Source organism: Ignavibacteria bacterium (assembly GCA_036262055.1).
Lineage (GTDB): Bacteria > Bacteroidota > Ignavibacteria > Tepidaquicellales > Tepidaquicellaceae > DATAJP01.
Genome location: DATAJP010000003.1, coordinates 1,029,350 through 1,051,064, shown reverse-complemented (window position 1 = coordinate 1,051,064; position 21,715 = coordinate 1,029,350). Strand labels below are relative to the sequence as shown.

Below are 21,715 nucleotides of genomic sequence, written 5' to 3'. Positions count from 1 at the left end.
GACGGGAATGACATAAAATGAAAAAAGCCATTATATCGTGGATATAATGGCTTTTAACTACAAATTTATAAAAGAAGTTCACTAAAAAAATTACTTCTTAGTGTCAGTCTTTTCGTCTGTCTTAGTGGTCTTTGTAGTAGTTTTCATTCTTGTAGTACCACTTCTCCAGTTTCTTGCACTATATTTCTTTGCAAGATAATCTTTCTTTTGTGCATCTGTTAAAGCAGGAACTTTCAAGATCTGACCCGGATAAATTAAGTTCGGGTTTGTGATCTTCATAGGAGTTCTCTTGTGAGCTGTAGGTGCTAAACCTGAGATACCGTCTCTGTTAGCTTCCCACAATGCAGGCCATAGTCTTGGGTTACCATAAATGTTTGACATACCGGCAATTTTCCATAAGCAGTCACCTTTAACAACTGTGTATCCGCTTGGTCCTGCAGGTTTGCAGCCAGCCATTTTGGTGGTCATTTTGTTGTATCTGTCCCAGAACTCATTTAAACATCTTATTTTTGAAGCACCAAGAGTAGCAACATCTTTATTAACTGCATCGATGTCAGCTTGTGAAGCAGAACCGCAGTTCAAGCTGTTAACTCTTTTTTCGATTGCTTCGAATTTACCTCTGTAATCAGCAACACCTGATTTTGTTGAACCAACTGCACCGTAAAGGTCGTTTTCACCTTTTGTTACAGCTGCATCTAAATCAGATGATTGTTTTCTTAATGCATCAACGTCTCTGTTTAAAGAGTTCAACTGATTCATTAAGTCGTTCTTTCTGACTGTAAGCTCATCCATTTGTGCTTGCCATTGCTCCATTGTCATTTCTTCTTCAGATGACATATCGTCATCCTGAGCAGTAGCAAAATTGGTTGCAAAAGTCAAGGAGAACGCAAAGAGTATGAGTAATAATTTATGTAATTTCATTTTGAATTTTCTCCTTTGAAAATTTTTTTGTTTTAAAATTTTTTGCAAATCTGATAAATTTGTTTAAGTTAAAAGATTACGGACATCTTTTTTGAACATTAGCGATTTCGTTCAAGTAAGCTTTTACTTTTGCGTCTTTATCAGCAATTTGTCTCTCTAATTGAGATTTTTGACTTTGAGCGTCATTAACTTGTGACTGTAATGATTCGACTTCTGCTCTTAAGTCGTTTAACTGTTGCATTTGCTCAGGGCTTGGACCACCACCGCAACCGGTGATTAATACGGAGCCTGAAAATAATGCCGCAACAAAAAACATCGCGAAGAGTTTTTTTGTTTTTGCCATTTGAGTACCTCCTGAATTTTTAATTGGCTGGTTTATAAAAATTGTTTTAATTTTCACTCAAAACTAAGCAGAATTTTGATAGATGTCAAGTCTAATTCTAAAAAAGTGGACAGTGGATGTGTTTTTTTTGAGGCAGGGAAATAGCTAAAATCTAGTCGATTTTATTATTTTACGAATTCATATACTTCATACGCTTTGTACTTCGATAAATCTTTTCCTTTCATACTTTCTTTTTCTTTATAAAAAACGCCTTCTTTGAAGTATTTATCCATATTGGAATCGGGTTCTAAAATCAGTCCTTCGGCTTCTACCAATAACACCCAATAAGAGACTCCGCTTGAGTTTGTTTCGCATCCGCAGCCGATTGACGTGCCGCCGCTTGTGAGCAAAATTGAGTTATGAGGCGTGCTGTTTTTCCATCCGTCGAGAATTTCTTCCCAGTGCGGATTTGCATTTGATGCTTCGAAACATTCAAGCACCATGGTGAACGGAGGAATGACATCGGCAGTAAATAATTTATTGAACGACGGAAACCATCCGTCTTTCAATGCGCGGATAGTTGCTCCTTCGCCGTTCATGTTATGGTCCATATTAAATGAGTTAATAGAGGCAAGCTTCTTTGCGGTTTCGTTTGCTGAGTGCATCAGGTCTTTATTGGTAGAGAGAGTAATATTTCCTTTCTCGTTTTCATTTGCACCGACTAAAGTGTATTCAGGCTGGTCGACAGATTTCCATTCGGATTTATTTGCCCGGTATGTATTGACGGCATTGATTAATGCTTCGAGTGAGCTTTGATTGCAATTGGACTGAGGTAATGCGGAAGAGGAAGAAAGTATTATTGAAGAAAGTATTATTAATGAAATGAATGTTAAAATTTTCATAATATTTCTAGTGTCATTCTAAGCGCAGCGAAGAATCCCATTTTTTTTATAATTAAGATGTTCATTCGCCCTAGTAAGGGGATCCTTCACTTCGTTCAGGATGACAATCAAAATATTTTTACTCCCACTCTATAGTAGCGGGGGGTTTTGTGCTGATGTCATAGACAACACGGTTGACGCCTTTTACTCTATTGATAATTTTGCTGGATACGGAAGTAAGAAAGTCTTTTTCAAACTGATAAAAATCTGCAGTCATACCGTCTTTTGATGTAACAGCGCGAAGTCCAACAACGTTCTCATAGCTTCGCTCATCGCCCATGACTCCGACCGACTGAACGGGCAAAAGCACAGAAAACGCCTGCCAAATTTCATTATAAAGCTTATGCTCTTTAATTTCGTTTATATAAATGTCATCTACCTCACGCAAAATATCCAGTTTATCTTTTGAAACGTCAGAAAGAATTCTGATTGCAAGTCCGGGTCCCGGGAACGGATGGCGTTTAAGAACAAAATCGGGAAGCCCGAGTTTCTTGCCGATGACGCGGACTTCATCTTTGAATAATTCCCTGAATGGTTCTATTAATTTAAATTTCATTTTTTCCGGAAGTCCTCCGACGTTGTGATGTGTTTTTATTGTCGAAGAAGGTCCTTTGAATGAAACGGATTCAATCACATCGGGATAAAGCGTCCCCTGAACGAGATATTTTATTCCTTTAATCTTCTTTGTTTCTTTTTCAAATACTTCAATAAATGTATTGCCGATGATTTTTCTTTTTTGTTCGGGGTCAGTAATGCCTTTCAATCTTTTCAGAAAAATATCTTCTGCATTTACAAAAATAAGATTGAGCTTGAAATTCTTTTTAAACAGTTCGATAATCTTTTTGCTCTCGTTTTTTCTCATCAAGCCGTTATCTATGTGCATACAGATTAAATTCTTGCCTATTGCTTTATGAACGAGCAATGCGGCAACAGAAGAATCAACTCCGCCGCTGAGAGCGCACAAAACCTTGCCGTTACCGGTCAGTTTTTTTATTTCTTCAATTTTGTCATCAATGAATGACTGAGGTTTAAACAAATGCTTAACTTTGCATATGTTGAAAACAAAGTTTTTGTAAATCTGTGTGCCGTTTTGAGTATGATGAACTTCAGGATGAAACTGCACACCATATAGATTTTTCTGCGGATACTCAAAACTACTCACGACTTTGTTCGAGCTTCGTGATTTTATATCGAAACCCGCAGGCATATTAATTATAGAATCACCATGACTCATCCATGCAATGAATTCATTGCTCACTCCTTTAAACAGCTTACCCGGTTTTAAAGTGTGAATTTTGGTGTAACCGTATTCGCGGTGTGTAGATTTATGAACCTTGCCTTTGTTCAAATGAACAAGCAGCTGCAGTCCATAACAAACTCCAAGAATAGGAATATTTTGATTAGCTATATAATTATAATCTTTAACAGAAATCTTTGGTGAGCTTTTATCCAGAACACTTGACGGTCCGCCCGATAAAATTACACCCTTCAAAGTATAATTATCTTTTGATTGAAAATATTTTTCAACGTCCAGATTATAAGGATGGATTTCGCAATAGACGTTCATTTCACGCAATCGTCTTGCAATGAGTTGAGTAAATTGAGAACCGAAGTCAAGGATTAATATGAAGTCGAGTTTATGCATCTAAAATAGTTTATCAGGTTTGAAAGTTATAAGGTTTATAAAGATAATTAAACGTAAAAGGGCAAACGTAAAACAAAAAATAAACATATTAAATCATAAGGAAATCATAAAAATTCAGCGTCAAAATTTAGAAGCAAGAATGATTGCACCATAAACAGGCGGATTTTTTTTCTTAACTACATTAATTAACGGCAGTTCTTTTTTTATTCGCTGCTTGAATTTTTTTGAAAGCGGATTATCTGTCTCTATTATAGAGCCGATGAAAGCAACATCAATTGATTTTTTCCTCCGTGCAACTTTAAGAAAGGTTTCCAGATGATGCAAAAGCCCGTCAATTGCATCATTGACAATTTTCAAACATACCTTATCTTTTTTTCCGGCAAGCTTCAAAACCAACGGTGCGACATTTTGAATAGGGAAATTGCCATGAAATACCTGCTCGACAATATTTATCTCGTTCAGAGCATATTTTTTCTCAAGTGAACGAGCAAGCAAACTTTTTTTGGGTAACGGTTTGGTTTTTCTCTGTGAACTCTGTGGCTTTTGCAAAAGGTCGTATTCTTTAACAGCGTTTTTTAATGCCTGAAGCCCAATCCAATATCCGCTTCCTTCATCGCCTAAAATTCGTCCCCAACCGCCGACACGGTAAATTTTTTCCCCTGATTTTCCGAATAAAACCGAACCTGTCCCCGAAATTAAAATCAATCCGTCGGCACCGTTGAATGCACCGTAGAGACCTGTCATAGTATCGGTTTCAATTCTGATTTTATCGAACTTTAACCGTTTTGAAAATTCTTTTTTAAGAGATTTTCTGTCGGCATTTTCGCGAGCTCCTGCAAGACCTATGCAGATACCTTTGCAGTTTTTTATGTCAAGCTTATTTTTCTTTAAGACGGTTTTTATAAGAGCGGAAAACTTTTCGGCAATGACCTTTGCTCCGACAATGGAATAGTGAAGTGACTTAAATTTAGACTCGTATATTTTTTTGAGGTTTACATCGGCAATCATCAACTCGCATTTTGTCCCACCCGCGTCTATGCCTAAGTAAAAGCTATCTTTATCAGTTCTCACTAAGTTTGCCTTTAAGGTATTTATGAATTACTGTAGTGATTAAAGATTGATAAGGAATGCCTTCTTCCAAGGATTTCACTTTTAAGCTTATCAAATCTTTCTCAGAAATACGGATATTTATTCTTTTATTTTTAAGAAATGTATTTTTTGCATATTGTTTATATACGCTTTTTCTCTCTTTTAAATTCTTTACAGACTTCCATTCATCTTCTTCGTAAGATTTTAAAAGTTCATCTTCATATGTTAATTTTTTAGCCATAGTTTAAATATTTTTTTGTTGCTTTTCTGCTTGGGATAATTGTTTTTAGAAATATTTTTTTTTCATCTTCTGAAAAAGGAATTAAATAAGCATAGTTTTCATACTCAATTATAAAAATTTCCTGGTTTTTATACTTTTTTTTATTAGGATTTTCAATTATGTCGAGAATTTTATCTTGTTCTATCTGGCTAACAATAATTTCAAAAGAAATGCCTCTTTCTTTCTTCAATTTTGTGTTTTTTGATTCATTCCAATCAAAATATTTCATGATTAAAATTACACAAATGTGTGCCTATTGTCAATACAAAGAAAAACTATTTTTTGCATATAAAAATTGGATAGTTGATATTTTTCCGTCTTAAAAAGTCCTTGATATTAACAAAAAATGATTATAATTTATGCTAAGGTTATATGAGAAAAGCTTTACCACTTCTAATCACATTCATATTAATTTCCGGTTCGCTTCTTGCAGGAGCGACGCTGCAATATTTTACTGCGCGCACCAACAACGACGGTGTTTTCATTGAATGGAAAACAAGTAATGAAAACGGTGTTCAAAGATTCGAACTCGAAAGAAGCGCCGGCAATACCGAAAACTTTATCTATATAGAATCATTTAATGCAAAGGGAAGTAACTCATATTATTCCTACCAGGATAATTCAGTAGATATGAGAAATAATGATATATATTATTACCGTCTTAAAAATATTGAATCAAACGGTTCGCATTCATACAGTTATAATATATCCGTAATCCATTCAGTTTCAGGAATAAGAAGTACATGGGGCAGCATTAAAGCTATTTTCAGATAAAATTTTTAACACAAGAATTTTATCAGGAATTAGCCCGGTTTTATTCTTTCACAACTCTAAAAATCAAACTTAAGGAGAATTATATTAATGGCAGAATCTACCAGACAGCTTCACATTACCCCCGAGGAAATTGAAAAAGGAAAAACAATGGCGTTTGTTGCTTACCTTATCTTTTTCGTTCCGTTGTTGATGGATGAATATAGAACAAACAAGTTTGTGATGTTCCACACAGAACAATCAATTGTCTTATTAATTTTTAACATTATTGCAGGCATCGTCGGAACCATAACCTGCGGTATAGGTCTGATTTTATATATTCCATGGTTAATATTCCTGATAATGGGATGTATGAACGCGCTTCAGGGCAAGGTTCAACCACTGCCTTTAATCGGTCAATTTGGAGAAAAATTTAACTTAGTAAAATAGATTAGTTTTATTTAATTTTGAAGAGCAATCCTGACAAACGGCTTAAGCCGTAAAACGGGGTTGCTCTTTTTTTATTAGTATAAGTCATTCCCGCGAAGGCGGGAATCCCAGTATCTAACTAAATATGCCATCAGAACTTAATACCTCGAAAACTTTTTTCCTTATTTCGGCTATAGTAAACATACTCATTCTTCTCGGATGGGGAGGAACTACCGTAATAGGAGGAATTGCAACCTGCGGTTTGGGCTGTATAACAGGAATTTTCCCGATTATAAATCTTGTTGCATGTATATTGGATTTCATGGCTTATTCGAAATTGAATTCTATGAACCAGCCGGGAACAGCAGGAACAATGAGAAATGCAGCTGTAATGGATATAGTTTCGATATTGACAGGAAACGTAGTGAGTCTGATTTTTGGAATTTTAATTTTGCAATATCTCAATAAGCCCGATGTTGATACTTATTTAAGAGAAAGGAATATTTATTAAAATATGTTTGAAAGACTTGAAAAAGTGAAGCAAAGATATGCTGAGCTGGCTGAACTTCTTGCCGACCCGAATGTAATCAATGACCAGAAAAAATACCGTGAGCTTTCAAAGGAGTATTCCGATTTAACGGATATTGTTAATGCTTATAATAATTATAACGACACCAGAAAGCGTGCTGATGATAATAAGGAGTTGTTATATAATACCGATGATGCCGAGCTGAAAGAAATGGCGAAGATTGAACAGGAAGAGTTAGAGAACAAACTTATTGAAATTGAAAATGAAATAAAAGAGTTATTGATACCTAAAGACCCGGCGGATTCTAAAAATGCAATACTTGAAATACGAGCCGGAACAGGCGGTGAGGAAGCAGCATTATTTGCTGCGGAGCTTTACAGGATGTATTCAAGATATTTTGAAAACAAGCGCTGGAAAACCGAGCTTATGGATTATAATGAATCTTCAACACCCGGGGGATTAAAAGAAGTTATTTTAAGCGTTTCGGGAAAAGGTGTTTATGGAGAGCTCAAGTTTGAAAGCGGTGTTCATCGTGTTCAGAGAGTTCCGAAAACCGAAGCAAATGGCAGGGTTCATACCTCTGCTGCATCGGTTGCGGTGCTTCCGGAGGCGGAAGATTTTGATGTTGATATAAACGAAAATGATTTGAAAATTGATGTCTATCGCGCAGGCGGCGCAGGCGGTCAGAACGTGAACAAAGTTGAAACTGCAGTGAGAATTACACACATACCATCAGGAATAGTAGTGCAATGTCAGGATGAACGCTCACAGTTAAAAAACCGTCAGAAGGCAATGAAGGTTTTACGTTCAAGGTTATATGAATCAGAGCTTGAGAAGCGCGAAAAGGAACTTTCATCACAAAGAAAATCGATGGTTAAATCAGGCGACCGCAGCGAAAAAATAAGAACTTACAATTTCCCCCAAAACCGTCTTACTGACCACAGAATTGGTCTTACACTTTATAATCTTTCTGAAGTTATGGAAGGCGACCTTGAAGAAGTTATTGACAAGCTTAAAAATGCTTACCGTGCGGAAGTTCTCGCAGGTGCAGCGGCTTAAATTTAATTAACCAATATAATAATATATATTATATCCTCATTGATTTAAATTGATTTAAAACTAAAAAAATGAAAACCTTTCTTTCTACAACGTTAATATTCATAATTGCAGTATTTTTATTACGGTTTGACTTTCAACAAAACTATGAAAGCAACCCTTATGAAAAATACTCTGAAGTTAAAATCAGACTTAACTCATCTTCAGACATTCAGCGGTTGCAGATGTCGGGAATAGATGTTGAGCATTACACAGGTCATATACATGAAGGCATAACCGTTGTAATAAATCAAGCAGAGATTACAAGATTAAAAAACTCCGGCTTTGCTTATGAAATAACAATTCCTGATATGGATGAATACCACGCTAACAGACAGCCATCAAGTCCGCAGGATTTGGAACGAAGTGAACAAATAAAAAGAAGTGATAATATTGACGGATTTGAATACGGAACAATGGGCGGTCATTATAAATACGATGAAGTTGTTCGTGAGCTTGATTCATTCAGATTGCAGTATCCGAATTTGATCACTGTTAAGCAAGACAGAGGCACGACAGCCGAAGGAAGAAAAATCTGGATGGTAAAAGTTTCTGATAATCCTGATGCGAATGAATCAGCAACCGAAGCTCCTGTATACTATGATGCTGTTCATCATGCTCGAGAGCCGATCTCCATGATGGCAATGATGTATTACATAAATTACTTATTGGATAATTATGCATCAAATCCGGAGGTTCAGTATCTTGTCAATAATCGTGAGATATTTTTCGTTCCTATTGTAAATCCGGACGGTTATGTTTACAATCAGACAACAAATCCGAACGGCGGAGGCAATTGGAGAAAAAACAGAAGAAACAACGGAAGCTGTTTCGGTGTTGACCTTAACAGAAATTACAGCTACGGTTACGGGCTGAACTCAGGTTCAAGCAATGACCCCTGCAGTGATACCTATAGAGGTCCTTCTGCAAATTCAGAACCTGAATCTCAGGCAATTAAAAATATTGTCGATGCTGTAAGACCTAAGATTGCTTTTTCCATGCATTCGGTAGCCGGAAGATACTTGAATCCTTACGGATATAATGATTCATCTGTATCATACGAAATTTATTCCGAGTTCGCAGGCGATTTTGCTCCAAGTAATAATTATTTATATGGAACGGTAATAGAAATGCTTGATTATTATTCAAGCGGAACAACACGTGATTATCTTCACTCAATCGGAACATACTGCTGGACTCCTGAACTTGGAGGGAGCGGATTTTGGCCATCCCAAGCGACAATTATTCCGATATGCAATGAGAATTTATACGGTTTAAAATATCTCACATGGGTTTCGGGAGCTTATGCTGATTTTAAAAGCTGGAAACTTAACGGCAAAGGATGGGGATATAGAAACGATACTTTGCAGATTCAGGTTGATATTAAAAATAAAGGTCTTTCAAAAACTTCAAAAAATGTTGAGGTGACTATGAGTTCGCTGTCAGGACTTGCATCACCGCTTGTTACATCAATAAATTATGACAGCATACCATCAAGAAGCTTGAAAAACAATGCTTCAAATCCATTTAAATTTATTGTTTCAAATTCTGCAAATGTCGGGGATGAAGTAAAGCTTATGGTTTTAGTGAAGCAGGAGAATGTCGAGACTTCGCGCGATACAATCTCATTTTATGTGGGCGCAAGGAATACATTATTTCTTGATAATGCAGAGAACGGAATTTCAAAATGGACAAGAGCCGGAACAGGATTACAGTGGGACACTTCTTATGTATCAAATTACAGCGGATTGAAATCATTTGCAGATTCAAGATATGGCAATTCAAATAATAGTTCAAATAATTCTTTTACATTAATAGATACAATTAATCTTGCAAATACGGTGAAACCTAAAATAGAATTTGATGCCAAATGGGCAACGGAAAGCACCTTCGATTATGCCCGTATTCAGGTCAGCTCTAACTTTGGTTCGACCTGGACAAGCATGCCAGGCAAATATACGAGAACCGTAAGCAGCCAGCCCTCATATACTGATATAAAATCATGGGTGAATGAACAAATTGACCTGACCTCATATATTGGTCAAAAAATCAGAATCAGATTTACATATTTTACTGATTCAGGATTACCCGGAGACGGAATTTATGTTGATAACTTCCGTGTTGTTGATTATCGAAGCTCGTTGGTTGGTGCTGAACAAATTTCCTCATCAGTTCCTGACAGGTTTGGGCTAAAACAAAATTATCCTAATCCTTTTAATCCTGCTACCACGTTTGAGTTCAGCATTGCAAAGACTGAATTTGTAAATATAAAAATTTATGATATAAGCGGAAAAGAAATTTCATCGCTCGTTAACCAAATAATGAATCCGGGGATTTATAAAATAAATTTTGATGCCTCTAACTTTGCAAGCGGAACATATTTTTACAAAATAACGGCGGGAAGCTTCAGCGATATTAAAAAAATGGTGTTACTAAAATAGGAATTTTAATTCAAATTGGTGTGTTTTTAAAACAGAAAGGGCGTTTAGCCCTTTTTGTTTTTTTTATTTGAAACAAAAAAACTATAATTGCTATTTAATACAGACATTGGTATTTTGAAAAAATTCTAATTAACAAATTATGAATAAAATTCTACAAAAAACGAAATTTGTTTTTATTCTCATTCCTTTATTGTATCTGACCTTCACCGGTTCTGAATGCGAAAAACTCCTCACAGGCAGCATAAACGAACAATTAATCGGAACCTGGCAGATGACCAGAATGGAAGGAGCGCTTCAGGATATTTGTTATAATGAACGTGTAACCTTTCAAACTGATGGGGTCGCATTGCTTCAATGTCCCGGGGGTACCCCAATCAGCAGAAATTATTCAGCAACATCAACCACTCTTACATATACTTCTTCAGGGGTTGAATACGATATAACAAGCGTAAATTCTTCTGAGTTAAAATTAAGGGGCAGAAATGTAAGCAGGAACTTGACCTATGTAAAAGTGATTACCACTGATTCTCCTGTTGTAGGAAATGATGCAAAGTCAGATTCAAAAAATTCTTCAGACAAATAAAATTATACTAATATGAAAAAAGTTTTATATACTATTTCTTCATTAATAATTATTATAACATTAGGGTTTTTTGGATTAACAAAAACCTCACACACGGAGCTGAAAGCTCCCGAATATAACCAGCATTTCAATAAAATATCTGCTGAAGTTTCAACAGCAAATTTTGAAAATGCAGGTTCAAGACAGCTATTCACTTATAATGAATCACCTGCAACAGAAAATTTATCATCAATTGTAAGTAATTCAACACCCTTAGTAATATCGAAAAGCAGTTTAAGAGAACTTGTCAGCTTAAATTCAAACGCATTGAATTTAACTATTCCTAAAAATCGTAATGAAAACATCGAGCTTGAATTGATTAAAGCGGAAATTCTTGCTCCTGAATTCGTCGTTAAAGAAAGAAGCGGTTCTTCAAAAACCATTGTAAACGTTAAGAACGGAGTTCATTATAGAGGAATTATTAAAAACGATAATAACTCTGTTGTTTCATTAAGTTTATTTGAAAATATGGTTATGGGAATAATTTCCAATGATGAAGGTAATTTTGTTTTAGGAATTGAGAAAACTACAAATCCAAATTCAAATAATTATGTGCTATATAATGACAGAGATATGTTAATTACAAGTAATTTCAAATGCGGACTTGAAGGCAGGGAAGAAGAATTTACTATTTATAAAGATAATATAACCGAACAAATTACAGATAATCCTGCAGGCAGCACAGCTCCTGTTAAGGTTTATTTTGAGTGCGATAACAGGATGTATCTCGATAACGGCTCTAACATGCAGAACGTTGCTAACTTTGTGACAGGCATGTTTAACTCCGTTGCGACTATTTATGCAAATGAAAATTTAGTTGTTCAGATTTCCGAAATTGATGCATGGACATCAATTGATCCATACGCAAGTATGAGTCAATCTGATGATATACTCGTAGCTTTTGGACAAAATACTCAGAATAATTTTATGGGAAGCTTAGCGCATTTATTATCAACAAGAAATGCGGGACTTGGAGGTATTGCATGGATTAACATTTTATGCGTTCCTTACCAGTCGAACGGAAGTTACGGAAGATATGCATTCAGCAATATTGACAATAATTATTCAAACTTTCCTACTTATTCATGGACAGTCGGTGTAGTAGCTCATGAAATGGGTCATAATTATGGTTCATATCATACGCATGCCTGCCATTGGCCGACAACTCCATTTACTACAACGGGAGCAATAGATTCCTGTTATAATGCAGAAGGCTTTTGTTTCAGCAATCTTCGTCCAACACGTGGAACGATTATGAGTTATTGTCATTTATGGTCAACTGCACAAGGCGGAGGAATTGATTTTAACAAAGGCTTTGGTCCGCTTCCGGGAGATACAATCAGAAGATGGTATAATTCGGCACCATGTCTGACAACAGTTCTTAATTCATCTGAAGCGCCGTCAACATTTGCATTAACTCAAAATACACCGAATCCATTTAATCCGACAACTAATTTCAAATTCTCGTTGCCTGTTAACTCGGTTGTTACGCTGAAAATTTATGATATGGTTGGACGTGAAATTGTAAGCTTGATTAACAATCAAACTTTCGGACCGGGAACATACGGATACCAGTTTAACTCTGCAGGGTTTAATCTTTCGAGCGGGGTATATTTTTACCGGCTGATTGCTCAAAAATCAGATGATAATAGTGTTGTATTCAGTGACATAAAAAAAATGGTTCTGTTAAAATAAAAATATTAACATGAAGAAAACATTTCTTGGTTTTATATGTTTATTATCAGCAATAATTTTAGTTTCATGCAGCGGATCGCAAACAATGGAATCACGAATTTCAACCGGTGATTATATTTTTACTATGTATGACGGTAATGAAAAGATTATTATGAGCGGAACAATGACAGTCAGTAACATAGTTAATATGGAAATTTCTGGAACATATAATATTACAAATTTGGTTGACAAAAATTTTGAAGCATTGGGTGTAATGGAAGGCAAATTCAAAGGCACAATGGAAAAAAATACGAGCGCTGTTTTCATAAACACAAACCCGATGATTGCGGATGCGAACGTATTTTTTAATCTGAGATATAATTATGTCGAAGCAAAGTTTGTGGGAGAATGGAGATATTCGGTGTTCAGAAGAGATGCAGAGCCGCTAAAAGGCAGAGTTACATTAGTAAGACAAAGCTAAAGATTTAGATAAATATATAACATAAGTTCTTTATAAGTCCGGGGATGAAGAAGGGGAGTTTAAACTCCCCTTAAGATTTTTTATTTTAAATAAAATTAAAAAAATGAAAAAACTACTTCATCTCTTTTTCTTTCTCACCTTTCTTTTATTTATATCCACGTCAATTTTATACTCTTATCCGAGATTCTCAGCTTACACGGGTGATAAATGCGTAGACTGTCACGTAAATCCTACCGGGGGAGTTATGCGTAATAACTACGGCACAAAATACGGGAAGGAAGAACTGAATATGGAACTATTCAGAAAAATTTCAGAGAAAATGGAATTTTCTCCGAAAATTACTGAAGACATTTCAATCGGCGGTGATATACGCATTGCACAGGTTGATAATCAGATTCCTTCACAGGCAAATCTCAACACATTTTTATTAATGCAGGGAGATTTTTATACAAATGTTAATATCAATGAATATCTTGCAGCATACATCGGTATTGGCATCGATATCCCGCGCATCGATACAAAATCGGAAATCTTCGGGCTTGTAAAAAAACTTCCGTGGAATTCATATTTTAAAGCAGGTAGATTTACTCCGAACTATGGGATAAAGCTTGTTGAACACCGTGTGTATCAGCGGCTTGTTCTGCTTAATACTCCGTATGCGGCAGATGCGGGACTTGAAGCAGGGATTTCTCCCGGTGATTTTAATCTTAATGTCGGAATATTCAACGGACTTAACACTGAATTTTTTGATCGTGACCCCAAAAAAATGTTTGTGGCTTATACGGATTACACATTTAGGTTTGATGAAGCTGATATTTATTTCAATTTAGGAGCATCGTTTTTTAATAATCCTTTTGTTTCGCGAGACCCGGTGACGAATCAGCACATAGATGATAACCGGCGCGCGTGGGGAGGATTTTTCAAACTGGGCATCAAACAACGAGTGGCACTTCTTGGCGAGTTTGACCGTCTTGAAAACAGAGTGCTTGGCGTTACAACCGAAAGCGATTTTTATTATGGAGAGCTTAATGCAAGAATTGTAAAAGGAATCGAGCTGCGCGGACAATATGAAAGATTCAATCGTGATATAAACCTGCCGAATGTAACAGTTCAAAGAATCAGCGGTGGAGTTGCCATATTTCCGTTTTATGGCTTAGAGATGGAGGGCATGGTGCGTTTTGTAGATGATGAAACTCTGCTTCCCGACCAGAAAGCAAACGAGTTTCAATGGAATTTTCATTTTTATTATTAACACCTTTCTTGTCATTCTGAGGAGCATAGCGACGAAGAATCTCAATTCTTGAAAATAAGGGGATTCTTCGCTTCGCTCAGAATGACACAATCTAATATCACTTATACCTTATCTTAAAAATCAAAATGACGGAGATAAAAAGAAGTGAAATGGTATTGGCGGCGATAACAGGAATGTCGTTGTCGCCTATGCCGTAAATCAACCAGCTTACAATTCCGAATTCCAGGAGTATTAATGTAAATAAGGACAAGTCTTTTGTGTGGCGTGTCCTTATTGTTTTTATTGACTGGGGCAGATATGCAAAAGTCGTGCATGCGGCAGCAAACAAGCCGATGATAGTAATAATGTTTATCTCCAAAATGTTAAGATGTTAAAAGTTAAATTTTATTTTGTCGGAAATGTAAGAATATAAATTATCTTTGTTAATTCTTTCCTGCTGCATTGAGTCGCGCTCGCGAACTGTAACGGTTCCGTCTTCGATTGTCTGTGAGTCAACTGTTATACAATAAGGCGTTCCGCATTCATCCTGTCTTCTATATCTTCTTCCAACTGCTCCTGACTCATCATAAAAAACTTTAAAAGATTTTTTCAGTTCACTTGTTATTGCGTTTGCAATTTCAGGCATTCCGTCACGGTTAACGAGAGGAAAGACAGCCGCTTTAATCGGTGCAAGCGCAGGATGAAAACGTAATACAGTTCTTGTTTCGGATGATGAACTTCCGTCCGAGTTTTCTTTCTTAACTTCTTCTTCATTATATCCGTTGCATAAAAATGCAAAAAAGCTTCGGGATGCACCTGCGGATGTTTCGATTACATATGGAATGAATCTTTCTTTTGTCTGGTCGTCGAAATATTCGATTTTCTTTCCTGAAAATTCAGAATGTCGTTTTAAGTCAAAATCGGTTCTGTTATGAATACCTTCAATTTCACCCCACCCGAATGGAAATTCAAATTCAATATCGAAAGCAGCTTTTGCATAGTGCGCGAGCTTTTCGTGTTCATGGAATTTCAGTTTTTCCTTTTTCATCCCATATTTTTCAAACCAGTTAACTCTTTGTTCTTTCCAGTATTCAAACCATTTATTATCTTCACCGGGTTTTACGAAAAACTGCATTTCCATCTGCTCGAACTCGCGCGTTCTGAAAAGAAAATTCTTTGTGTTGATTTCGTTTCTGAATGCCTTGCCGATTTGCGCAATACCGAACGGCAATTTCTGACGTGATGATTCACGGACATTATTGAAATTAACGTAAATCCCTTGCGCAGTTTCAGGACGCAAATAAACTGCATTAGAAGATTCCTCAAGCGGACCAATATATGTTTTGAACATGAGGTTGAAGCTCCGGGCTTCGGTAAAAGTCCCTTTGGCTCCGCAGCTTGGACAAGGTGTATCAGGATTTTCTTTTAAATACTTAATTGTAGCTTCATCAATTTTTGATTCAAATTCTTCTATCGTAGTTGCAGAATTCTTAACGAAAGTTTCATATATTGCTGTTTGAACTTTTTGAGATAAAGTTTCATAAAGATGGTCAACACGAAACCTCGACTTGCAGTTTTTACAGTCAATCATCGGGTCGGAAAAATTCTCGACGTGTCCCGATGCTTCCCAGACTTTGGGATGCATCAAAATCGATGCATCTATTCCTTCGACATCGCTTCGCAGAGTCATCTCACGCCACCAGGCTTCTTTAATGTTGCGTAAAAGCTCAACACCAAGCGGACCGTAGTCATAACATCCGTTGAGTCCTCCGTAAATTTCCGAAGATTGAAAAACAAATCCTCTGCGTTTTGAAAGTGAAACTATCTTTTCTGTTGTATCGTTTTTCTGTTGTTTCAAATCTTATTAATTGTTCTTATTTAAAATTTATAATCAAAATCTGTTTTTAAAACTTCACGCAATCCTTCTTCAAAAGAACGCGGCTTGTAGTCAGGCATTATCGAAAGCAATTTTGAAATATCCGTGCGCTTCTCATACATACCGTCAGGCTTTGAAGTATCCCATTCAATATCGCCTTTGTAATCAAAAACTTTTTTCCCGATTTCGACATACTCTTTTATTGAGTTGTCAAAACCGGTTCCGATATTCACAATGTCTTCACCATCGTAATTCTGCATAAGATAAATGCATGCGTCGGCGCAGTCATCTGCATAAAGCGCTTCTCTGCGCGGTTTTCCGGTTCCCCAAAATACGAGCGGTGTTCCGTCTTTCTTGTTATTTATAAACTTAATTATCATTGCGGCAATAAAGTGGCTGTTCTGCAAGTCATAATTATCACCAAGTCCGTATAAATTTGTCGGCATTGCAGAAATAAAATTCATTCCGTATTGTTTCCTGTAAAGCTGTCCCGCAACAACTCCCATTCCTTTTGCAACCGCGTAACCTTTGTTTGTCTCTTCAAGCGGTCCCATCATAAAACGATTTTCGTTTATGGGCTGAGGATTTTCTTTCGGGTAAATGCAGGTCGAACCCGTATATAAAATTTTTGTTTTCGGAGAATAAATTTTTATAGATTCAAGAACGTTTAAAATCATTACAGCATTTTCATATAAAAAATCTGCCTGATAAGTATTGTTGGCAAGAATGCCTCCAACCTTGCCCGCAACCATAAAAGCAAATTCAGGTTTTTCATTTTTGAAGTAATTATCAACTTCTTCCTTGCTCAAAAAATTTACACCTTTGCTTCTTGAAACTTTCTGAACGTTTGTGAAATTTTTATTTTCAAGCTGACGTGCAATCGCACCACCAAGCATTCCTGTTGCGCCTAACACACTTATTTTGCTATTTTTATTCATATAAATTAAGAATTAATTCTGAACTACCATCACCCTAAGCTCTGTCATTTCTTCCATTGCATATTTCACACCCTCGCGTGAGTTGCCTGAGAGCTTCACGCCGCCATAAGGCATTGAATCCATGCGATAAGTCGGAACGTCATTAATCACAACTCCGCCAACATCAATATTATTATAAGCGTAAAAAGCATTATTCATGTTATTTGTAAAAACTCCTGCTTGTAAGCCATATTCCGAATCATCCACCATGCGGACTGCCTGCTTAAAATCATCAAACTTATTCAAAGTTACAAACGGAGCAAACGCTTCCTTTGTATTTACTTTGCTTTTTATGTCCACGTTTGTCATCACAGTTGGTTCAAGAATTGCTCCTTTTCGCTCGCCCCCAATTAAAACTTTCCCATTTTCTTCTTCTGCTTCGTGAATCCATTCCTCGATTCGCTCGGCTTCTTTCTCGGTAATCATCGGACCGACAATTGTATCTTCTTCAAAAGGGTTACCGTATTTTATATTCTTAGCTTCATTCAGGAATGCTTCTGAAAACTTATCATAAATATTTTTATGAACAAAAATTCTCTGGACTGATATACAGCTTTGTCCTGCCTGTGCAAATCCGCCTATTGAAATTTTCTTTACAGCAGTTTCAATATCAGCATCTTCATTTACAATGACTCCCGCGTTACCGCCAAGCTCGAGAGACACTTTTTGGTAAACAACTTTTTTTCTTATGTTCCAACCGACATCCGAACTTCCTGTGAAGCTGATCATCTTCACTCGCTTATCAGCAAGAAATTTATCGATTTCACTGCCTGATGAAGTAACAACATTCACCGGACAAAAATCCAGTCCGACTTCTTTTGATGCTTCGTGAATTAATTCACCGACTTTTATTCCGCAGGTTAAGCTTACAGATGCAGGTTTTAGTAAAACAACATTGCCCGATGCAAGTGCAGGTGATAATTTATGCGCAACGAGATTGATAGGGAAGTTCCACGGAGTAATTGCAAGTATAACTCCGAGCGGAAATCTCCGAACTAATCCGATTTTATTTTCCGAACCTTTTAATAAATCAAGATTTAAAATTTCACCTTCGGTTTGCATGCACAATTCGCTGCCAAGACGGAAAGTCAGAATTGCTCTTTCAACTTCGATTTTAGAAAACTTAATCGGCTTACCTGTTTCAAGAGTAATCAAATACGCAAGTTCATCTTTTCTTTGCTTAATTTTATCGGATACTTTTTGAAGTAGTTCCGATTTTATATATGTAGGAACGTTTTTATATTTTTTCTGAACTTCGGTCAGATAATCAAGCGCTGTATCTACATCTTTTTCAGGGGATTTAAATACTTTCTTGGCTACCTCATTTGTATATGGATTCACAATGTCGATGACCTTGTCAGACGAAACAAATACATTTTTAATTAAATATTTTTCTATGTCCATATATATCGTAAAAACAAAGATACCGAATATGGAATTTAATTTTGAGGGGAGAATTTGGTGCAAAAACACAAACGGGGCTTGAAGCCCCGTTTGGAAAACGTCATATTACAAATTTTAATTTATTTTATCAGTAGCATTTTCTTTGTTTCAACAAAATCACCTGCGAGAATCTTATAGAAATATGTTCCGCTTGCGAGTGACTTTGCGTTAAATAATAATTCATAAGAACCTGCTCTCTGGAATTCATTTGTTAATGTTTGAATTTCTCTTCCAAGAATATCAAATAATAAAATCTTTACATTAACATCTTTTGCGAGACTGTACCTAATTGTCGTTGATGGGTTAAACGGGTTAGGATAATTCTGTGAAAGCGAGAATTTATCCGCAACGCCTGTGTAATTATTTTCAACACCAACAAGAGTTTGGTTATTAAATTGAATTCCCCAGCCGGCTAATCTACCATCATTAGCTCCGGGATTTATATCTGTAACTGTCAGTTTCCACCATCCGGAAGTATTCTGTCCGTTAAAAGCAGAAAGAGGATTTGATGGTTTTACTTTTGGACTAAACGGAGCTCTTGTAGTAGCGGTAATGGAACTGTCTGCCTGGTCGTCAAATATTGTAATCATGTTCATTCCTGCATCAATGGCGCTTCCGGGATAAAGAACAACGGTTGTGTTGCCGGAAGGATTTTTTAAGCTGACTGAAACATCATTTCCAAATGCATGTTCGACTCCAACAAAAACATTTATGTCGGAAATTACCGAGCTATTAGGGAAAAAAACAGAATCCGTTGCCGAAGTAGGAGCTGCACCAAAAGATAAGTCAGCATAACGCATACTGAACCCATCAGCAAAATTTGCAGCATCAAATCTGTTCAACGGAGTTGGAGGTTCAACAGGATTATTTACGTTAGTAAATCTTTTTCCTGCTCCGACAAATACGGCACTGCCTGTAATTGTGTCTGCGTAACTTTGAAGTGTTCCGTCAAAATTAAATGCAAGATTTGAGCCCGCGGGATTCGGTTCATTATTGCTGTCAATAGATACAAACATTCCTTTTGCAATCTGCAAAGGAGTTTTTACATAATTTGCAATCCTAACTTCATCAATCAGTCCGTTAAACTCAACCAAATTAGTTCCTCCGGCGATAGTAACAGAATCAGAATTAGTCGGAATTGTAAATGCCTGAGTTCCGGTCAGGGTTTGTATTCCGTTCATATAATAAGCGAAGGTACTTGTTCCGCCGTCATATGTAAAAGCAAGGTGTGTCCATTTGTTGTTTGGAATAATTCCTCCGAAGTTGCCTGAACCAGCCGCTGTACCATTTATGAACACTCTAAAACTGTTGCCGATACTTTTTACCATCCTGTAAGGATAATTTGTCGAACCCTTTGCAAATATGACTTGAGTAGATGCATTGTTATGATATACCCAGGCTTCAAGTGTCATCGCAGTTGTTGGTGAAGTTGCTGAAGAATTAGGTATAGCAATATAACTTCCGTCAGTGGCATCACCGATTATTGCAGTATTAAATGCCATCGGGCTTCCGGGATTGCTTCCAATATCTGCAAATGTACAGCCACCTCTGAGATGAGCAGTATAACCGTTTATGGGTTCAATGCCGCTTCCTCCGGTGACAGTATTTGCCCGGTACACTACAACCAAACCGGGATAAAGACCGCCTGTTACACCAAGAGGTATGCGCATTGTCTGCACAATTTCAGATTGGGTTCTTACAACATTCCAGATTCTGATTTCATCCATAAGTCCGGCATATACGGCGTTAAAACCTGCACCGATTCTTAATGAATCCGTATCGGCAGCCGGAGTAGCATTTGCAACTGTTACGGTTGCACTTTGGACACCGTTTAAATAGATAACAAATGTTCCTGTACTTGCATCATAAGTAGCTGCCACGTGATTCCAGACGTTATTCTTAATGCTGTCGGGTGCCGTTAAACGAGTTGTTTGATTTGTTCTGACGGCTGGTCTTCCGCCTGTTGCAGCATAAATTCCATATCCTGTCTGACCTGAACCTAATCTTTTCTGAAAAAGTATCTGGTTCGCAGGAGATGAAATGTTGGTGGGTCTCACCCAGCACTCAAGAGTGAAGCTTCCGGTGATACTTAGGTTTGCTCCGGGATCTGCAGCTACATAATTTCCTGCTCCGCCGGGAAGACTGAATGCTCTGTTGTAATAATATTGCGCTTCGGAAAGGTTTACAAAAATAAAAACAGATAAAATACCAAGTAAGGTAACAGCTAATTTCATATAGCCCCCTGTAGTTTATTTTATGTGAGACACTATTGTAATAATATTAAATTAAATTAACAACACCTTAATCCGTTAATTTTCTATTTATTGTATCGTTAAGATTACATAGTTTATCGATAAATCAAAAAACATTTCAATGAAAAAACAACTTGTTTCATTCGCATTAGTTATATTTATATCTTGGGGCTGCGGAAAATCAAGCGACAGCCAAAACACAGGCAGCAACACTACGAATAACTCAACTAACCAAACGAGCCAGCAGTATAATACCCAGCAAAATACACAAACACCTCCTTCTTCAACAGACGGCAAGGCAACGGAAGAAAAAACCGCAACGCAAAATACTCAACAGCAGACAAACACAAGTTCAGGCAGAGACCAAAGCGGAGCAATAATCGTAAAATTTCCGGTTGGTTCAACTCAGGTAACACTGAACGGAACAATAAAAGGTTTCGGCGAACAGATTGCATATGTGTTTGAAGTTTCAAAAGGCCAAAAGCTTACTGCTTCAGTAGTTCCTGTTCCTTCAAACGGCAACATAAGAATTGGGCAAATCATAAGCCCATCAGGAAATTCAGACGGTCCGTTTGGAAATCAGATGACATATGACCTAAACGAAGCCGGTAACTGGAAACTTATCTTAAGTGAGAACCAAATGGCAGGCGACCCGTGGGAAGGGCAGTATAATTTAACGATTGGAATAAAATAATTTCATACATAAACATCATTAAT

The 21,715-nt window shown here is 36.8% G+C and carries 22 protein-coding genes; 10 read left to right on the top strand and 12 right to left on the bottom strand.

The genetic code is table 11. From position 1 onward, the window contains the following. Positions 1-90: 90 nt before the first annotated feature. The 7 genes from VHP32_11715 to VHP32_11685 form a co-directional block, all read right to left on the bottom strand. Positions 91-921, bottom strand: a complete 831-nt coding sequence (locus VHP32_11715; protein ID HEX2788555.1) for a LysM peptidoglycan-binding domain-containing protein — start codon at positions 919-921, stop codon at positions 91-93. 76 nt (positions 922-997) lie between these two features. After that, positions 998-1,321 (bottom strand): hypothetical protein, encoded by a 324-nt coding sequence (locus tag VHP32_11710; GenBank protein ID HEX2788554.1) that lies wholly within the window; start codon positions 1,319-1,321, stop codon positions 998-1,000. Between the two features lie 107 nt (positions 1,322-1,428). Beyond that, positions 1,429-2,145: a CAP domain-containing protein gene (locus tag VHP32_11705; protein HEX2788553.1), complete on the bottom strand. Its 717-nt coding sequence runs from the start codon at positions 2,143-2,145 to the stop codon at positions 1,429-1,431. A 118-nt stretch (positions 2,146-2,263) separates the two neighbouring features. Then, the gene (guaA, locus tag VHP32_11700) at positions 2,264-3,829 is read right to left on the bottom strand and encodes a glutamine-hydrolyzing GMP synthase (protein ID HEX2788552.1); all 1,566 of its coding nucleotides are present in this window, start codon (positions 3,827-3,829) and stop codon (positions 2,264-2,266) included. 120 nt (positions 3,830-3,949) lie between these two features. Further along, positions 3,950-4,900, bottom strand: a complete 951-nt coding sequence (locus VHP32_11695; protein HEX2788551.1) for a BadF/BadG/BcrA/BcrD ATPase family protein — start codon at positions 4,898-4,900, stop codon at positions 3,950-3,952. Beyond that, positions 4,890-5,159: an antitoxin gene (locus VHP32_11690; protein HEX2788550.1), complete on the bottom strand. Its 270-nt coding sequence runs from the start codon at positions 5,157-5,159 to the stop codon at positions 4,890-4,892. Before VHP32_11690 ends, VHP32_11695 begins: the two co-directional genes overlap by 11 nt. Then, positions 5,152-5,427 carry a toxin gene (locus tag VHP32_11685; protein HEX2788549.1) on the bottom strand — a complete coding sequence of 92 codons (276 nt, stop codon included), beginning with the start codon at positions 5,425-5,427 and terminating at the stop codon, positions 5,152-5,154. Before VHP32_11685 ends, VHP32_11690 begins: the two co-directional genes overlap by 8 nt. Before the next feature lie 143 nt (positions 5,428-5,570). Here VHP32_11685 and VHP32_11680 point away from each other — a divergent pair, with 143 nt between their 5' ends. The 9 genes from VHP32_11680 to VHP32_11640 all read left to right on the top strand — a co-directional run bounded on the left by VHP32_11680 (position 5,571) and on the right by VHP32_11640 (position 14,471). Continuing rightward, positions 5,571-5,972 (top strand): hypothetical protein, encoded by a 402-nt coding sequence (locus VHP32_11680; GenBank protein HEX2788548.1) that lies wholly within the window; start codon positions 5,571-5,573, stop codon positions 5,970-5,972. A gap of 87 nt (positions 5,973-6,059) precedes the next feature. Beyond that, positions 6,060-6,398: a hypothetical protein gene (locus VHP32_11675; GenBank protein ID HEX2788547.1), complete on the top strand. Its 339-nt coding sequence runs from the start codon at positions 6,060-6,062 to the stop codon at positions 6,396-6,398. A gap of 124 nt (positions 6,399-6,522) precedes the next feature. Then, positions 6,523-6,888 (top strand): hypothetical protein, encoded by a 366-nt coding sequence (locus VHP32_11670; protein ID HEX2788546.1) that lies wholly within the window; start codon positions 6,523-6,525, stop codon positions 6,886-6,888. Positions 6,889-6,891: 3 nt separating this feature from the next. Continuing rightward, a complete protein-coding gene (gene prfA, locus VHP32_11665) occupies positions 6,892-7,965 on the top strand; it encodes a peptide chain release factor 1 (GenBank protein ID HEX2788545.1) in 1,074 nt (357 codons plus the stop codon). 68 nt (positions 7,966-8,033) lie between these two features. Beyond that, positions 8,034-10,442, top strand: a complete 2,409-nt coding sequence (locus VHP32_11660; protein HEX2788544.1) for a M14 family zinc carboxypeptidase — start codon at positions 8,034-8,036, stop codon at positions 10,440-10,442. A gap of 139 nt (positions 10,443-10,581) precedes the next feature. Beyond that, positions 10,582-11,025, top strand: coding sequence for a hypothetical protein (locus VHP32_11655; protein HEX2788543.1), 444 nt, complete (start codon positions 10,582-10,584; stop codon positions 11,023-11,025). 12 nt (positions 11,026-11,037) lie between these two features. After that, positions 11,038-12,759: a M12 family metallo-peptidase gene (locus tag VHP32_11650; protein HEX2788542.1), complete on the top strand. Its 1,722-nt coding sequence runs from the start codon at positions 11,038-11,040 to the stop codon at positions 12,757-12,759. Positions 12,760-12,844: 85 nt separating this feature from the next. Then, positions 12,845-13,219 (top strand): hypothetical protein, encoded by a 375-nt coding sequence (locus VHP32_11645; GenBank protein ID HEX2788541.1) that lies wholly within the window; start codon positions 12,845-12,847, stop codon positions 13,217-13,219. A 103-nt stretch (positions 13,220-13,322) separates the two neighbouring features. Continuing rightward, positions 13,323-14,471, top strand: coding sequence for a hypothetical protein (locus VHP32_11640; GenBank protein HEX2788540.1), 1,149 nt, complete (start codon positions 13,323-13,325; stop codon positions 14,469-14,471). A 97-nt stretch (positions 14,472-14,568) separates the two neighbouring features. Here VHP32_11640 and VHP32_11635 read toward each other — a convergent pair whose 3' ends face one another. The 5 genes from VHP32_11635 to VHP32_11615 form a co-directional block, all read right to left on the bottom strand. Beyond that, positions 14,569-14,829 carry a SemiSWEET transporter gene (locus tag VHP32_11635; GenBank protein HEX2788539.1) on the bottom strand — a complete coding sequence of 87 codons (261 nt, stop codon included), beginning with the start codon at positions 14,827-14,829 and terminating at the stop codon, positions 14,569-14,571. Between the two features lie 12 nt (positions 14,830-14,841). After that, positions 14,842-16,308: a glycine--tRNA ligase gene (locus tag VHP32_11630; GenBank protein HEX2788538.1), complete on the bottom strand. Its 1,467-nt coding sequence runs from the start codon at positions 16,306-16,308 to the stop codon at positions 14,842-14,844. A gap of 20 nt (positions 16,309-16,328) precedes the next feature. Then, positions 16,329-17,264 carry a GDP-L-fucose synthase gene (locus tag VHP32_11625; GenBank protein HEX2788537.1) on the bottom strand — a complete coding sequence of 312 codons (936 nt, stop codon included), beginning with the start codon at positions 17,262-17,264 and terminating at the stop codon, positions 16,329-16,331. 12 nt (positions 17,265-17,276) lie between these two features. Continuing rightward, the gene (locus tag VHP32_11620) at positions 17,277-18,707 is read right to left on the bottom strand and encodes an aldehyde dehydrogenase family protein (protein ID HEX2788536.1); all 1,431 of its coding nucleotides are present in this window, start codon (positions 18,705-18,707) and stop codon (positions 17,277-17,279) included. A gap of 119 nt (positions 18,708-18,826) precedes the next feature. After that, the gene (locus VHP32_11615) at positions 18,827-20,980 is read right to left on the bottom strand and encodes a LamG-like jellyroll fold domain-containing protein (GenBank protein ID HEX2788535.1); all 2,154 of its coding nucleotides are present in this window, start codon (positions 20,978-20,980) and stop codon (positions 18,827-18,829) included. A gap of 139 nt (positions 20,981-21,119) precedes the next feature. On the opposite strand from VHP32_11615, the gene VHP32_11610 reads away from it, so the two are divergent. Continuing rightward, positions 21,120-21,692: a hypothetical protein gene (locus VHP32_11610; GenBank protein ID HEX2788534.1), complete on the top strand. Its 573-nt coding sequence runs from the start codon at positions 21,120-21,122 to the stop codon at positions 21,690-21,692. Positions 21,693-21,715: the final 23 nt, after the last annotated feature.

Coding starts and splice junctions, on each gene's coding strand:
- VHP32_11715 (HEX2788555.1), bottom strand. CDS start 921: ATGAAATTACATAAATTATTACTCATACTCTTTGCGTTCTCCTTGACT.
- VHP32_11705 (HEX2788553.1), bottom strand. CDS start 2,145: ATGAAAATTTTAACATTCATTTCATTAATAATACTTTCTTCAATAATA.
- guaA (HEX2788552.1), bottom strand. CDS start 3,829: ATGCATAAACTCGACTTCATATTAATCCTTGACTTCGGTTCTCAATTT.
- VHP32_11690 (HEX2788550.1), bottom strand. CDS start 5,159: ATGGCTAAAAAATTAACATATGAAGATGAACTTTTAAAATCTTACGAA.
- VHP32_11685 (HEX2788549.1), bottom strand. CDS start 5,427: ATGAAATATTTTGATTGGAATGAATCAAAAAACACAAAATTGAAGAAA.
- VHP32_11680 (HEX2788548.1), top strand. CDS start 5,571: ATGAGAAAAGCTTTACCACTTCTAATCACATTCATATTAATTTCCGGT.
- VHP32_11675 (HEX2788547.1), top strand. CDS start 6,060: ATGGCAGAATCTACCAGACAGCTTCACATTACCCCCGAGGAAATTGAA.
- VHP32_11670 (HEX2788546.1), top strand. CDS start 6,523: ATGCCATCAGAACTTAATACCTCGAAAACTTTTTTCCTTATTTCGGCT.
- prfA (HEX2788545.1), top strand. CDS start 6,892: ATGTTTGAAAGACTTGAAAAAGTGAAGCAAAGATATGCTGAGCTGGCT.
- VHP32_11660 (HEX2788544.1), top strand. CDS start 8,034: ATGAAAACCTTTCTTTCTACAACGTTAATATTCATAATTGCAGTATTT.
- VHP32_11655 (HEX2788543.1), top strand. CDS start 10,582: ATGAATAAAATTCTACAAAAAACGAAATTTGTTTTTATTCTCATTCCT.
- VHP32_11650 (HEX2788542.1), top strand. CDS start 11,038: ATGAAAAAAGTTTTATATACTATTTCTTCATTAATAATTATTATAACA.
- VHP32_11645 (HEX2788541.1), top strand. CDS start 12,845: ATGGAATCACGAATTTCAACCGGTGATTATATTTTTACTATGTATGAC.
- VHP32_11640 (HEX2788540.1), top strand. CDS start 13,323: ATGAAAAAACTACTTCATCTCTTTTTCTTTCTCACCTTTCTTTTATTT.
- VHP32_11625 (HEX2788537.1), bottom strand. CDS start 17,264: ATGAATAAAAATAGCAAAATAAGTGTGTTAGGCGCAACAGGAATGCTT.
- VHP32_11620 (HEX2788536.1), bottom strand. CDS start 18,707: ATGGACATAGAAAAATATTTAATTAAAAATGTATTTGTTTCGTCTGAC.
- VHP32_11615 (HEX2788535.1), bottom strand. CDS start 20,980: ATGAAATTAGCTGTTACCTTACTTGGTATTTTATCTGTTTTTATTTTT.
- VHP32_11610 (HEX2788534.1), top strand. CDS start 21,120: ATGAAAAAACAACTTGTTTCATTCGCATTAGTTATATTTATATCTTGG.